Annotated in this window: 12 protein-coding genes; 10 read left to right on the forward strand and 2 right to left on the reverse strand. The window is 58.7% G+C overall.

Going from position 1 to position 13,494, the window contains the following annotated elements:
• The first annotated feature begins 15 nt into the window (after nucleotides 1-15).
• The 8 genes from tsaE (at nucleotide 16) to AC2FGE_RS16855 (ending at nucleotide 9,611) form a co-directional block, all read left to right on the forward strand.
• A complete protein-coding gene (tsaE, locus tag AC2FGE_RS16820) occupies nucleotides 16-489 on the forward strand; it encodes a tRNA (adenosine(37)-N6)-threonylcarbamoyltransferase complex ATPase subunit type 1 TsaE (RefSeq protein ID WP_496820396.1) in 474 nt (157 codons plus the stop codon).
• On the forward strand, nucleotides 486-1,490 hold the full coding sequence (locus AC2FGE_RS16825) for an aminoglycoside phosphotransferase family protein (protein ID WP_496820397.1): 1,005 nt from the start codon (nucleotides 486-488) through the stop codon (nucleotides 1,488-1,490). Before tsaE ends, AC2FGE_RS16825 begins: the two co-directional genes overlap by 4 nt.
• Complete coding sequence (locus AC2FGE_RS16830) at nucleotides 1,487-2,173, forward strand: nucleotidyltransferase family protein (RefSeq protein WP_496820399.1); 687 nt, start codon at nucleotides 1,487-1,489, stop codon at nucleotides 2,171-2,173. The genes AC2FGE_RS16825 and AC2FGE_RS16830 overlap by 4 nt, the downstream gene beginning before the upstream one ends.
• The gene (gene addB / locus AC2FGE_RS16835) at nucleotides 2,166-5,090 is read left to right on the forward strand and encodes a double-strand break repair protein AddB (RefSeq protein WP_496820400.1); all 2,925 of its coding nucleotides are present in this window, start codon (nucleotides 2,166-2,168) and stop codon (nucleotides 5,088-5,090) included. Before AC2FGE_RS16830 ends, addB begins: the two co-directional genes overlap by 8 nt.
• The gene (gene addA / locus AC2FGE_RS16840; RefSeq protein WP_496820401.1) at nucleotides 5,087-8,446 is read left to right on the forward strand and encodes a double-strand break repair helicase AddA; all 3,360 of its coding nucleotides are present in this window, start codon (nucleotides 5,087-5,089) and stop codon (nucleotides 8,444-8,446) included. Before addB ends, addA begins: the two co-directional genes overlap by 4 nt.
• Before the next feature lie 60 nt (nucleotides 8,447-8,506).
• A complete protein-coding gene (gene trxA, locus AC2FGE_RS16845) occupies nucleotides 8,507-8,827 on the forward strand; it encodes a thioredoxin (protein WP_480826160.1) in 321 nt (106 codons plus the stop codon).
• A gap of 74 nt (nucleotides 8,828-8,901) precedes the next feature.
• Nucleotides 8,902-9,252: a Lin0512 family protein gene (locus tag AC2FGE_RS16850; protein WP_496820403.1), complete on the forward strand. Its 351-nt coding sequence runs from the start codon at nucleotides 8,902-8,904 to the stop codon at nucleotides 9,250-9,252.
• Nucleotides 9,249-9,611, forward strand: coding sequence for a Lin0512 family protein (locus AC2FGE_RS16855; RefSeq protein WP_496820404.1), 363 nt, complete (start codon nucleotides 9,249-9,251; stop codon nucleotides 9,609-9,611). The genes AC2FGE_RS16850 and AC2FGE_RS16855 overlap by 4 nt, the downstream gene beginning before the upstream one ends.
• A gap of 61 nt (nucleotides 9,612-9,672) precedes the next feature.
• Here the strand turns inward: AC2FGE_RS16855 and AC2FGE_RS16860 are convergent, their stop codons facing one another.
• Nucleotides 9,673-9,867 (reverse strand): DUF1127 domain-containing protein, encoded by a 195-nt coding sequence (locus tag AC2FGE_RS16860; RefSeq protein ID WP_496820405.1) that lies wholly within the window; start codon nucleotides 9,865-9,867, stop codon nucleotides 9,673-9,675.
• Between the two features lie 197 nt (nucleotides 9,868-10,064).
• Here AC2FGE_RS16860 and hslV point away from each other — a divergent pair, with 197 nt between their 5' ends.
• On the forward strand, nucleotides 10,065-10,616 hold the full coding sequence (gene hslV / locus AC2FGE_RS16865) for an ATP-dependent protease subunit HslV (protein WP_496820406.1): 552 nt from the start codon (nucleotides 10,065-10,067) through the stop codon (nucleotides 10,614-10,616).
• 96 nt (nucleotides 10,617-10,712) lie between these two features.
• On the opposite strand, the gene AC2FGE_RS16870 is transcribed toward hslV, so the two are convergent.
• Entirely contained in the window at nucleotides 10,713-11,954 is a 1,242-nt protein-coding gene (locus AC2FGE_RS16870) for an MFS transporter (protein WP_496820407.1), read from the reverse strand.
• Between the two features lie 189 nt (nucleotides 11,955-12,143).
• Here AC2FGE_RS16870 and hslU point away from each other — a divergent pair, with 189 nt between their 5' ends.
• A complete protein-coding gene (hslU, locus tag AC2FGE_RS16875) occupies nucleotides 12,144-13,451 on the forward strand; it encodes an ATP-dependent protease ATPase subunit HslU (protein WP_496820409.1) in 1,308 nt (435 codons plus the stop codon).
• The last annotated feature ends 43 nt before the right edge of the window (nucleotides 13,452-13,494 follow it).

Below are 13,494 nucleotides of genomic sequence, written 5' to 3' on the forward strand. Positions count from 1 at the left end.
GGCCATTGTGGCGGCATGACGACACCGCCCCATTCCATGACCCTGTCTTCACCCGAAGAAACGTTGGTTTTGGCCACCCGATTGGGGGCAAAATTGGCCGCTGGAGATGTTCTGCTGCTGGAAGGTCCGATTGGCAGCGGTAAAACCCATTTCGCCCGCAACCTGATCCAATCTCTGATGCAGGTGCCCGAGGACGTGCCTTCACCTACATTTACTCTGGTACAGGCCTATGACACCGCTGCGGGCGAAATCTGGCACTGCGATCTCTACCGGCTCAGCTCGGTCGATGAGGTTGAGGAACTGGGCCTGATCGATGCCTTTGATACCGCAATCTGCCTTGTCGAATGGCCCGATAAGCTCGGCCCCTCAGCCCCGCGGTCGGCGTTAACCATCGCCTTTGCGACAGATCCGAATGAAGCCGAAACACGGCATCTGAGGCTTACATGGTCAGATCCGAAATGGGCGCATACGCTGGAGGCGATCACATGACAAACCGGGCCGTATTGGCCGAGGCCCTGATCGCGCAGACACCATGGGCTGGTGCCCAGCGCGCGCATCTGGCCGGGGATGCCTCGAACCGACAATATGAACGGCTGACCGACCCGGCAACCGGTCGGACTGCCGTTCTGATGGATGCACCACCAGAAAAGGGTGAGGATGTCGACGCATTTGTGCGTGTGGCCAACTACCTGCGCTCGGTCGGGCTGAATGCACCGGAAATCTATGCGGAAGACTCCGAATTTGGCTTTCTGCTGCTGGAAGATTTGGGCGACGATCTGTTTGCGCGTGTTCTGGACCATGATCCGGCCAAAGAACGGCAGCTTTACAAGGCCGCGACCGATGTTCTGGTTCATCTGCATCAGGCGCCACTACTCTCATTGCAGTCATATGACCCGGCGCTGATGACCGACCTTTCGGCACTGTCGTTCACCAAGTATGCCCAAGGCATTCAGGGCGGTTATGACCACGCAGCGATGAACCGGTTTCAAACTCGATTCTCGGACCTGCTGCATCAGGAAACTTCGGGCCCAAAGGTTGTCATCCAGCGGGACTATCACGCCGAGAATCTGATCTGGTTTCCAGGCAGGGAAGGCGTGCAGCGCGTCGGATTACTGGACTTCCAACTGGCGATGCTCGGGCACCCGGCCTATGATCTGGTGTCGCTGTTGCAGGATGTGCGCCGCTCGGTTTCCGCAGGAACCGAAATGCAGATGATCAATCGCTACATCACCGCCTCTGGTGCGAATGATCACGACTTCAGAACTGCTTATGCGGTGCTTGGGGCACAGCGAAATCTGCGCATATTGGGCGGATTCTCTCGTCTAGCCATGAACTATGGCAAGCCGAAATACATCGATCTGATCCCGGCTACCTGGTCCCATTTGATGCGCGATCTGGAACACCCCGCCCTGATCCCAGTTGCCCAATTGCTGCGGGACGCCTTACCCGAACCGACGCCCGACAATCTGGCCAAGCTGAGGGCCGCATGAACGACATTCCAACCGCTGTCATGATGTTTGCTGCCGGGTTTGGAACCCGGATGGGAGAGTTGACGAAGGATCGCCCCAAACCGCTGATCGAAGTGGCAGGCGGGGCCTTGATCGATCACGCGCTCGATCATGTTGAGGCGCTGGGTCCGGAACGTGTTGTGGCCAACCTGCACTACCGCGCCGATCAACTGGACGCGCACCTGACACCCAAGGGCGTGCTGCTCTCGCGGGAAGAACCCGATATCCTGGAAACCGGCGGCGGGTTACGAGCCGCCTTACCCCTGTTACGTTCGAACCCGGTTTTCACAATGAACACAGATGCCATCTGGGCCGGTCCAAACCCATTGATCTTGCTGCAAACGGCCTGGGACCCCGAGCGCATGGATGCGCTGCTGATGTGCGTCCCTATCGGGCGCACCGTTGGCCATGATGGGGATGGGGATTTCACCGCCGATGCGGATGGTCGGATCACACGCGGGCCGGGACTGGTCTATGGCGGGGCGCAGATCATCAAGACCGATGGGCTAAAGGATTTCGCGGAACCAGCCTTTTCGTTGAACCTGCTTTGGAACCAGATGCAGGCGCAGGGCCGACTGTTTGCGGCCGAGTATCCCGGCCGCTGGTGCGATGTCGGGCGACCCGAAGGGATCGCTCTGGCCGAGGGGCTGCTGGCCGATGTTTGACCCCAGCCCCCTGCCCCGTGTCTTTGCCGTTCCGCCCGGTACCGATTTTCCCAAGGCGCTGGTCAATGGGTCGCGGCAGCGCAGCAACGGCCCACCCGAAGCGTTGGCTCGCGTGCAACTTGTGGTTAATACCCGCCGAATGGCGCGCCGCGTGCGGGACCTGTTCGATCAGGGACCCCCATGTTTGCTGCCCCGACTGTCTTTGGTCACTGATCTGGGAGAAAGCGCCGATCTGGCACAAACTCCACCTGCCATTCCACCACTGCGGCGTCGGCTGGAACTGACACAGCTGGTCGCCAAACTGTTGGACCAACAGCCGGATTTGGCAGCGCGGGCTTCGCTGTTCGATCTGTCCGACAGCCTGGCCGCATTGATTGATGAGATGCAGGGCGAAGGCGTGCATCCCGACACCATCCGTCAGCTGGATGTCAGTGATTTGTCCGGGCATTGGGCGCGCGCGCAGGCCTTTATCGGGATCGCCGATCACTTTGTCGAGGCGGGCGATCAGGCGATGGATGCACAGGCCCGACAACGCCGGGTCGTTGAGGCCCTGATTGCGCGGTGGGCAGAGGCGCCGCCTCAACACCCAATCATTCTGGCGGGCTCGACTGGATCGCGCGGCACCACGTTGATGCTGATGCAGGCCATCGCGCGACTACCGCAGGGGGCATTGATCCTGCCAGGGTATGATTTTGATCAGCCAGAACCCGTTTGGGATCGTCTGGACGAGGCGCTGATCTCGGAAGACCATCCTCAGTTCCGGTTCCGAAAGCTGATGCGAGAGTTGGATCTAACCCCGGATCAAATCGAACCCTGGACACGCGAACAGCCTCCCTCGCCTGCGCGTAACAGATTGGTATCATTAGCGTTACGCCCCGCGCCAATCACTGATGCCTGGATGTCCGAAGGGCCGAAGCTGACGGATCTGGATCAGGCAACCAAAGACTTGACACTGGTCGAGGCGGATTCACCCCGATCCGAAGCACTGGCCATCGCGTTGCGTCTGCGTGAGGCCGCCGAAACCGGCCAGACGGCCGCGCTGATCACCCCCGACAGGATGCTGACCAGGCAAGTCAGCGCAGCGCTGGATCGGTGGAACATTCTGCCCGATGACAGTGCGGGCCTGCCCTTGCAGCTGTCACCTCCGGGCCGGTTCCTGCGTCATGTTGCGGGCCTGTTTGCCCGACGTCTGGACGGTGAGGCGCTGCTGACTCTGCTGAAACACCCGCTCTGCCATGACGGTGGGGATCGGGGCGCCCATCTGCTACAGACCCGCGATCTGGAACTGGACCTGCGTCGCCATGGTCCCCCGTTTCCGGATCGTGTCAGCATGACGGCTTCGGCCATCCGCACTGAAGCGTCCACCGACTGGATCGCCTGGGTTGGTCAGCATCTCTGCGATCAGCAGGTCTCGGGCATGCATCCGCTTTCCGATTGGGTCACAAGGTTACGGGATCTGGCCGAAGCGATCTCGGCTGGCTCTGCTGGTGAACAAGGTACGCTCTGGGACAAGAACGCGGGCCAGAAGGCGTTGGGCGTCCTGACCGCCCTGCAAGTTGAGGCCCAGTATGGCGGCCCGATGACCGCGCATGATTTTGCCGACCTTCTGGGGGCATTGCTGGCCGGAGAAGAGGTGCGCGACCGCGATGCCCCACATCCTCATATCATGATCTGGGGCACGCTTGAGGCGCGGGTGCAAGGGGCCGATCTGCTGATCCTTGGCGGGTTGAACGAAGGCAGCTGGCCCGAAGCCCCAGCGCCGGACCCCTGGCTGAACCGTCAGATGCGCGATAAGGCGGGCCTATTGTTGCCAGAACGCCGGATCGGCCTTTCGGCGCATGATTTTCAGCAAGCAATCGGCGCGCCCGAGGTCTGGCTGACCCGCGCAACCCGTTCGGATGATGCACAAACCGTACCCTCGCGCTGGTTGAACCGCCTGACCAATCTGCTGAATGGTCTGCCGGATCAGGGAGGGCAGGCGGCACTGTATGATATGAAGGCGCGGGGGAATACATATCTGAGTTGGGCCAAGACACTGGAACAAGCGCCTCGGATTGACCCGGCACCCCGTCCATCTCCGCGCCCTCCGGCTGCTGCGCGGCCGCGCCAGTTGTCGGTAACAGAAATCAAACGCCTGATCCGCGATCCTTATGCGATCTACGCCAAACATGTGCTGCGCCTAAGGCCGCTTGATCCTTTGGTGCAAGCCCCGGATGCCCTGCTGCGTGGGATCGTTGTTCATGAAATCCTTGAACATTTTGTCAAGGAAAGTGTGTTGGACACCGCTCTGCTGACACGCGAGAATTTCCTGAGACGCGCCCACGATTTGTTGGAAAAGCACGTCGCATGGCCCACCGCCCGCAAGCTTTGGCTGGCGCGGCTGGACCGAATTGCCGACGATTTTCTGCGTGCCGAGACTACCCGGCGCGGTGATGGCGGGCCGGTGGCCTTTGAAGCTGTAATGAAACTGGCGCTTACTCCACTAGATTTCACCATTGCCGGGCGCGCCGACCGGATTGACCGCAACAGCCGGGGTGCGTTGCGGATCATCGATTACAAAACTGGCGTGCCGCCGAGTGAAGGCCAGCAGGCCAAGTTCGACAAGCAGTTGCTGATCGAGGCGGCGATGGCCGAGCAAGGAGCCATTGAAGGGATCGATCCAACGAATGTGGCCGAGGCAATCTTTATCGGGATGGGTGGCAGTTACAAAGAAGTCGCAGCCCCGTTGATCAAGGAACCAACGGATAAGGTTCTGGCAGATCTGAAACAGCTCATTTCCGCCTATTTAGAGCCTGATCAGGGGTTTTCATCCCGCCGGATGCTGCACAAGGACACAGATATCGGCGATTATGATCATCTGGCGCGGTTCGGTGAATGGGACCGTTCTGCCGAGACCCGGCCAGAGGATCTGACATGACCCCGCGCAATGATGCGACTGAGCGGCAAGTGCAAGCCGCGCGCCCCGATGCCTCAACCTGGCTGGCTGCCAATGCGGGCTCGGGCAAGACACGGGTTCTGACCGACCGCGTGGCACGGCTGTTGCTGGATGGGGTACAGCCGCAGCACATCCTGTGCCTGACCTACACCAAGGCTGCGGCCAGTGAGATGCAGAACCGTCTGTTCAAGCGTCTTGGCGAATGGGCTATGCTGGACAACCACAGCCTTGAAAGCGAACTGGTCGATCTGGGAGTAACAGGAGCGATTAACCCAGATCGATTGGCACAGGCGCGGACCCTGTTCGCCCGCGCTATCGAAACACCGGGTGGGCTGAAAATTCAGACGATCCACTCGTTTTGCGCCTCACTTCTGCGTCGTTTCCCGCTGGAAGCGGGTGTCAGCCCTCAATTTGCAGAAATGGAAGACCGAGCGGCCGCACTGTTGCGCGATGAAATCATCGAAGATTTCGCCGAAGGCCCTCAGGCTTCGCTGATCGAAGATGTGGCCCAGTTTATCACCGATACTGGATTTGACAGGCTGACAGCGGCGGTAACCCAAAGGCGAAGCTTGTTTGATCAACCTTTGCAGTGGTCCGACTTTCTGGATCGGTATGGTTTGCCCGATAGGTTTGATGAAAATAGCCTGCTGTCCCAAGTATTTATAGGCGGAGAGGTTGAGCTGATTCAATCAATCCTGCCTGCGCTTACCGAAAGCGGCGGCAACAATGCCAAGGCGGCGGAAAAACTAGCCGGGGTTACCGAGACTCGATTAACGCAATTGCCAATACTCGAAGGGGTTTTCCTGACCGGAAAGGCAGCGAAAGAGCCGTTTTCGGCCAAGATTGGCAGTTTCCCCACAAAAGCGCTGCGCGAGGGCGCGCTGGCCGACCGGATGCCTCAGCTAGAGGCCCTGATGTTACGGATCGAAACGGCACGGGAACAGCGTCTTGCGTTGGTCGCTGCCCAGAAAACCGCCGTTTTGCACCGATTTGCAACCGCCTTCCTGCCGGAATATGAGCGTCGCAAACAGCTGCGCGGTTGGCTGGACTTCGACGATCTGATCCTGCGCGCGCGGCAAGTGCTGAACGACCCGGCAGTCGCGGAATGGGTGCTGTATCGTCTGGATGGCGGCATCGACCACATTCTGGTGGACGAAGCACAAGACACCAGCCCAGACCAATGGGACGTGATCGAGAAACTTGCGCAGGAATTCACCAGCGGGGAAGGGGCCCGGTCGGGGGTCGAGCGCACGATTTTCGTGGTCGGGGATAAAAAACAATCGATCTATTCGTTCCAAGGCGCAGACCCGCAAGCCTTTGATCGGATGCAGGCAGAGTTTGGGCAGAAACTGGCGGAATCAGGCTCTAAGTTGGAGAAATCCGAACTTGCTTATTCCTTTCGTTCCTCAAGCGCGATCCTATCTTTGGTCAATATTCTGTTTGAAGAGCATGCTGAAGCGGGTTTCCAGGACGAGGCGCTTCACATTGCTTTCAAGGAAGGCCTGCCAGGGCGTGTCGATCTTTGGCCGGCTATCGAGAAGGTCGAGGATGATGAAGACGGCGACTGGACCGACCCCGTAGACCGGCCCGGATCGCGCCATCACACGGTTCTTCTCGCCGACCAGATTGCATCATCAATCCAGGAAATGATCGAAGGCGATGTGACGATCCCCGAAGATGGTCAAGAACCCGGCACATTTGTGCGCCGCAAAATACAACCGGGTGATTTTCTGATCCTTGTTCAGCGCCGCTCGGACCTGTTTGCCGAGATTATACGCGCATGCAAGACCAAAAAGCTGCCCATAGCAGGGGCGGATCGGTTGAAAGTGGGTGCAGAACTGGCGGTCAAAGACCTGGCAGCGTTGCTGAGCTTTCTCGCCACGCCCGAGGATAGCCTGTCGCTGGCCACCGTTCTGAAATCCCCATTGTTCGGCTGGACCGAACAGGCGTCGTTTGATCTGGCCCATCGACGGCGGGAAACCTACCTTTGGGCCGCATTGCGCAACCGGGCAGAAGAATTCCCCGAAACGCTCGCCATGCTCAACGATTTGCGCAGCCAAATCGACTTTCTGCGCCCTTATGACCTGATCGAGCGCATTTTGACCCGACACGATGGGCGGCGAAAGCTGCTTGGGCGGCTCGGGGCCGAAGCGGAGGATGGGATCAATGCCCTGCTATCGCAGGCCTTGGCCTATGAACGGACCGATATTCCCAGCCTGACCGGCTTTCTGGTCTGGATGCAGACCGATGATCTGGAAATCAAACGGCAGATGAGCGGTGTGGGCAACATGATCCGCGTCATGACGGTGCATGGCTCAAAAGGGTTAGAAGCGCCCATTGTGATCCTGCCCGACACCGGAAAACGCCAGGCCCCGCGCGATGCTGAGATCATGGTCGCAGACGGGACCCCACTTTGGAAGGTTCCGGCGGATGCCTCACCCAAACTGATCGCTCGGGCGCGGGACGAGGCGCGCAACCGAGAAGAAAACGAGCGGTTGCGTCTACTCTATGTGGCTCTAACACGGGCTGAAAAGTGGTTGATCGTGGCGGCGGCGGGCGATGTCGGCAAGGATGGGTCCAGCTGGTATCAGATGGTTGAGGCCGCGATGGCGCGGGCAGGGGCAACACAACTGGACGGAACAAATACGCGGCGGTTGGCGCATGGTGACTGGGACACATTACCCCTTGTCGCGCATTCAGAACCGCAGGAACCAAACCTCGATCTGCCCGAATTCTACAAATCACCCGCGCAAGATGCGCCTCAGACCCCAGAATCCCTCAGCCCATCCGATCTGGGCGGGGCCAAGGCGCTACCTGGTGACGCGGGTCAGGATGAAGACGCCGCAAAGCTGCGCGGCACGCGGCTGCATCTGCTGCTGGAACATTTGCCCGGTACGGCGCAGTATAGCTGGCCCGAGCTTTGCGCCCGCGTTCTGCCCGATATGCAGGACGGGGAACGAAATGAGCTGCTGGCCGAAGCCACAGCAGTTCTGACGACCGCACATCTGGAATCCATATTCGCGCCCGATGCGCTGGCTGAGGTTCCCGTGTCTGCCGACCTAAACGGGCAGCGCATGCATGGGATTATCGACCGGTTGATCGTGACCGACACCGAAGTGCATGTGATTGATTTCAAATCAAATGCTACGGTCCCCGTATCCGCCGAAGCCTGCCCCGAAGGTCTGCTGCGGCAGATGGGCGCCTACGCGCAGGCACTGGCTCAGATCTATCCTGATAAGACCATCCGCACCGCGATCCTTTGGACGCGCAACGCTGAACTGATGTGGCTGCCACACGATCTTGTGACGGGCGCGCTGGCCCGCACCCAGATATCTTGACCTTCCCCACGGCGGCACCTACGTTCTGATCCCAAGTTTACCCCATTCAGGAGACAGAATATGTCGACCGTTGCCGTTACCGACGACACCTTTGACGCCGAAGTCAAGAACTCGGCCGTTCCCGTAGTTGTGGACTTCTGGGCCGAATGGTGCGGCCCCTGTAAGCAGATCGGCCCCGCGCTGGAAGAATTGGCCGCCGAGTATGGCGATAAGTTAAAGATTGCCAAGGTCGATGTGGACAGCAACCCAAACGCGGCCGCGGCCATGGGCGTGCGTGGTATCCCGGCATTATTCATCTTCAAGGACGGTCAGGTGGTCTCGAACCGCGCGGGCGCGGCGCCCAAGGCCGCTCTGCAAAGCTGGATTGACGAATCCATCTGATCCGATTGGGATTAGAAAATGATCAAAGGCGCCTGTACCGGGCGCCTTTTTTGTTGAAAGGCCGGAGAAGGCAGATGGCAAAAACAAGGGTATTGGTGGAATTCGGTATGGGAACGTCCCTGCGCCGTGCGGATTACACCGAAGCTGCGCTGCGCGCGATCAAGGACGCGCTGTGGCATAATTCGATCAACATGGCTGAGCTGTTCGGCTTTCCCAAAGAGGCGATGATCATCGATGTCGAAATCGGGGTGCAGCAGCCCGAACAGGTGGATGCCGATAAGCTTTTGGCTGTGTTTCCGTATGGAACCCCCAGCATCACGGTTGCCAAAGGCGGCCTTGATATCGAGAAACCGGGCGGACAGGGCCTAACGGTGATCGCCAATGCAGCGTTGGCCGTTTCTTTTGATATGGAGGCCGCGCAATGAGCGAACAGCGCATCATTCTTGAGATGGGCATGGGGAATGACCTTTATGGTCAGGATTACACCAAAGCTGCACGAAGGGCGGTACAGGATGCACTGCACCATTCCTCGATCACGTTGTTTTCGAACCTTGGGATCGATCACGCCGAGATGCGGGTGCAGGTGACAATTGGTGTGCAAAATCCCGAACAAGTCGATTGTGATCTGGTCGCAGCTGATCTTCCACGCGGCAAGGCCGAGGTGCGCGCGGTTCTGGGTGGGCAAGATGTGGTGGATACGGCTGCTGGCACGCGGCACGTGGTTGCAACCGCCGCGATTGAGGCCTTTGTGCCATCTCAGATCGGGAATTATATCCAGAACTGACAAAGAAAAAGCCGCTCGGATATCCGGGCGGCTGTTCTGATTTGGTGATCCGGTCGAAGGATCAGAGCTTCGCGATATCCGCGCGAACCAAGCCGATGTCTTCCAGCTGAGCGTCGGTCAGCTCGGACAGAAGCTTGCGGGTTTTGCGACTCTTGTTCCATTCAACAACGGTTTCAAAAGCGTTCGAGAACGCGTCCACTACGTGCAGGATGGTAGCTGCTCCGAGCGGCGCATGAATATTTGCAGTGGTTGCCATGTGCGCAGTCCTTGGATTTGAAACAGCCGACCCGTTGTCGGTTGTAAGCCCCATGTAGGATGCGCGACCCGGACTCACAATTGCTTGTTTGACAGTCCCGATCTGCATCCATTGCATATCTTTTACGCAGTTTTAGAACGGGTTGCGCCGATCCTGCGTCCGGCCCATATATAGCGACAAGCAGAACGGAGGCTTTCATGGCAGACAGCGATTTCCCCGGTTGGCACGGTACGACCATCATCGGTGTCAAGAAAGGCGGGCAGGTTGTCATTGCCGGGGACGGGCAGGTCAGCCTGGGCCAGACCGTAATCAAGGGCACCGCCCGCAAGGTGCGCCGCCTGTCGCCCGGTGGGTTCGAGGTGGTTGCTGGTTTTGCCGGATCAACTGCCGACGCCTTCACGCTGCTGGAGCGACTGGAAGCCAAGCTTGAAGCCACACCCGGCCAACTGGCCCGCGCCTCGGTAGAGCTGGCTAAGGACTGGCGTACCGACAAGTACCTGCAAAAGCTTGAGGCGATGCTGATTGTCACCGATGGCAAAGACCTGCTGGTGATCACCGGGGCAGGCGACGTGCTGGAGCCCGAGCATAACGTGGCTGCCATCGGATCAGGCGGGAACTTTGCGCTCGCCGCAGCCCGCGCGCTGATGGACAGCGACAAAGAGGCCGAGCAGGTGGCGCGCGAAGCGATGGCGATTGCTGCGGATATCTGTGTCTATACAAACGGCAATCTGACGGTTGAGACGATCTAGGACGTTTTACGTAAACCCAAAAACAATGCATCAAAATGCGCGTTCGACCGTAGGGAGAGGCAGCGTATTTCGAAACAAAATCAAACGAAAATTATCTCAGGCGAGTAGCGCCTTGATCTCCTTCCCTTTCCAGCGGCGGTGCATCCCGATCAAGCCGAAAATCGCGGCAATGACCACGATGTAATAGGGCACGCGGATGTCGATGCTCATCAGCCCGCCGCCAATCAGCGACATGATGCCTCCGGCCAAACAGAACACGGCAGTAGTCACGCCCATGACCCAGCCCTGATCGGTCTCGCTGACGCTGGACGAGAACAGGCCCAGCAGGGTCGGGTAGGCGACGCCGAACAGAAAATAGAACAGGAAAACCGGCACATAGCTGAGCACACCGTTGGGGCTGAAGGCAAAAGCCAGCCCGCAGATCACCATGGCGATCAGCGATGTGTAGATGATCGAATGCTTGCTGAACCGCTCTTGCGCGGGTTTGACGAGGAAGGTGCTGGAGAACGCCAGCGCAACGCCGATCACCACCATGGCCACGCTGCCGCCGATTACCCCGTAGCCAAAGCGACTGGTTAAAAAGTTGTCGACAAAGACATAGAAGGTCACGTTGGCGATCATGAAGAAGGAATAGACCGGCAGGATTTTCAGAACCATCGGGTGGCCGCGCACCGCGATCAGGCTGTCAGCGATGTCGCGCGGGCGGAAGACAAAGGGTTCGCGGTCTGTGCGAGTGTCCTTGAAAAATGTCATCACCAGGAAGATAGCGACCATCACCAGAACGAAGGCCCCGTAGAACGGGGTTTTCAGGGTAGCATAACTGCCCAGCAGGGCGGCATCTGACAGGACGGCCCCAATAATCGGGCCGCCCACAAGGCCAAAGCTAACGCCAGTCACGATATACCCCATGTTTCGGTCTCGGTCGGCGGCATCGGTGCTGCCATCAATCATCGCCGCCTGCGCGATGGGCTGGTTGCCGGCAGTGAAGCCTGTGATCGAACGCCCGACGATCAGCATCAGCAGGCTGTTCATATAAAGCGCCGCAATGGTCAGGGCATAACCCACCAACGCCCCGCCCAGACAGACCAGCAAAGCGTTCTTACGCCCGATGGAATCTGAGACTTTCGAGACATAAACCACGCCAAGAAACCAAGATAGGAAGAAACACCCGATCACGAGACCATAGTAAAAATGCCGTCGCCCCTCGGGTGTGTTGTCCGGCAGAAACCCGGATTTGGTCTCCATGATCAGTGAGTTGATAATGGGAAACACCAACCCCTGTCCGATCAGGTCTACAAACACCACAAACAACAGGGTGATCTTGGCGATTTTCGTCATCTCTGCACTCCTGACCCACAAGGCATTGAAATCACTGTATCAGAGCGGGCGCGCTTCACCTATAGAAAGCATTGCAAACCGGAGGGTGCGTTGCTAACCAACGCTGCCAATGAAGCCACTTGGTTGTTTTCATGCCTCACATGATTACCTAAGCCAAAGTTTTGACCTGCCGACCGAAAGGACTGCGCCTTGACCGACCTGACCCCGCGCGAGATTGTCTCGGAACTGGACCGTTTCATCATCGGTCAGAAAGACGCCAAGCGCGCCGTAGCCGTGGCATTGCGCAACCGCTGGCGGCGTAAGCAGCTGTCTGATGATATCCGCGATGAGGTCTATCCAAAGAACATCCTGATGATTGGCCCCACCGGTGTGGGCAAAACCGAGATCAGCCGCCGCCTGGCCAAACTGGCGCGCGCACCTTTTATCAAGGTTGAAGCCACCAAATTCACAGAGGTCGGTTACGTTGGCCGTGATGTTGAGCAGATCGTCCGCGATCTCGCCGACGCCGCCATCGTTCAGACCCGCGAATACATGCGCGAAGATGTGAAGGCACGCGCGCATCAGGCCGCCGAGGATCGTGTGATCACCGCCATTGCCGGCGAAGACGCCCGCGAAGGCACGCGCGAGATGTTCCGCAAAAAGCTGAAAGCAGGTGAGCTGGACGATACCGAGATTGAGCTGGAGCTGTCCGACACCGCAAACCCGATGCCGATGTTCGATATTCCCGGCCAGCCGGGCGGCCAGATGGGAATGATGAATCTGGGTGATATATTCGGCAAAGCCTTCGGCGGGCGGACAGTCAAGAAGCGGATGACCGTTTCTGAAAGCTATGATGCCCTGATCGGCGAAGAGGCCGACAAGCTGCTGGATGATGAAACCGTCAACCGCATTGCACTGGAATCCGTCGAACAAAACGGCATTGTCTTTCTGGATGAGATCGACAAGGTCTGCGCCCGCTCGGACGCGCGCGGCGGCGATGTCAGCCGCGAAGGGGTGCAGCGCGACCTGCTGCCTCTGATCGAAGGCACCACGGTCAGCACCAAACATGGTCCGGTGAAAACCGACCATATCCTGTTCATCGCCTCCGGAGCCTTCCACATCGCCAAACCCTCGGACCTGCTGCCCGAGCTTCAGGGGCGTCTGCCCATTCGGGTTGAACTGCGCGCGCTGACCGAAGAAGATTTCGTGCGCATCCTGACAGAAACCGACAACGCGCTGACCCGCCAGTACACCGCCCTGATGGGCACCGAAGAAGTCACGGTCAGCTTTACCGAAGATGGTATTGCGGCACTGGCCCGGATCGCGGCGGATGTAAACCAAAGCGTCGAAAACATCGGTGCGCGGCGGTTATACACCGTGATGGAACGGGTGTTTGAGGAGCTGTCCTTTACCGCGCCCGACAAGGCCGGGTCTGAAATCACGGTTAATGCCGCCTTCGTGGAAGAAAACCTGGGCGAGCTAACCAAATCCGCCGACCTGAGCCGTTACGTTCTGTAACAAGCTCAGCCAGATTTTGCCGCCGCAATCCCCCAAGTCACTG

The sequence above is a fragment of the Ruegeria sp. YTSA075 genome (genome assembly GCF_059610245.1).

What these genes read in the sequence shown, in the direction of transcription:
- tsaE (WP_496820396.1), top strand. Translation starts at nt 16, where the DNA reads ATGACGACACCGCCCCATTCCATGACCCTGTCTTCACCCGAAGAAACG.
- AC2FGE_RS16825 (WP_496820397.1), top strand. Translation starts at nt 486, where the DNA reads ATGACAAACCGGGCCGTATTGGCCGAGGCCCTGATCGCGCAGACACCA.
- AC2FGE_RS16830 (WP_496820399.1), top strand. Translation starts at nt 1,487, where the DNA reads ATGAACGACATTCCAACCGCTGTCATGATGTTTGCTGCCGGGTTTGGA.
- addB (WP_496820400.1), top strand. Translation starts at nt 2,166, where the DNA reads ATGTTTGACCCCAGCCCCCTGCCCCGTGTCTTTGCCGTTCCGCCCGGT.
- addA (WP_496820401.1), top strand. Translation starts at nt 5,087, where the DNA reads ATGACCCCGCGCAATGATGCGACTGAGCGGCAAGTGCAAGCCGCGCGC.
- trxA (WP_480826160.1), top strand. Translation starts at nt 8,507, where the DNA reads ATGTCGACCGTTGCCGTTACCGACGACACCTTTGACGCCGAAGTCAAG.
- AC2FGE_RS16850 (WP_496820403.1), top strand. Translation starts at nt 8,902, where the DNA reads ATGGCAAAAACAAGGGTATTGGTGGAATTCGGTATGGGAACGTCCCTG.
- AC2FGE_RS16855 (WP_496820404.1), top strand. Translation starts at nt 9,249, where the DNA reads ATGAGCGAACAGCGCATCATTCTTGAGATGGGCATGGGGAATGACCTT.
- AC2FGE_RS16860 (WP_496820405.1), bottom strand. Translation starts at nt 9,867, where the DNA reads ATGGCAACCACTGCAAATATTCATGCGCCGCTCGGAGCAGCTACCATC.
- hslV (WP_496820406.1), top strand. Translation starts at nt 10,065, where the DNA reads ATGGCAGACAGCGATTTCCCCGGTTGGCACGGTACGACCATCATCGGT.
- AC2FGE_RS16870 (WP_496820407.1), bottom strand. Translation starts at nt 11,954, where the DNA reads ATGACGAAAATCGCCAAGATCACCCTGTTGTTTGTGGTGTTTGTAGAC.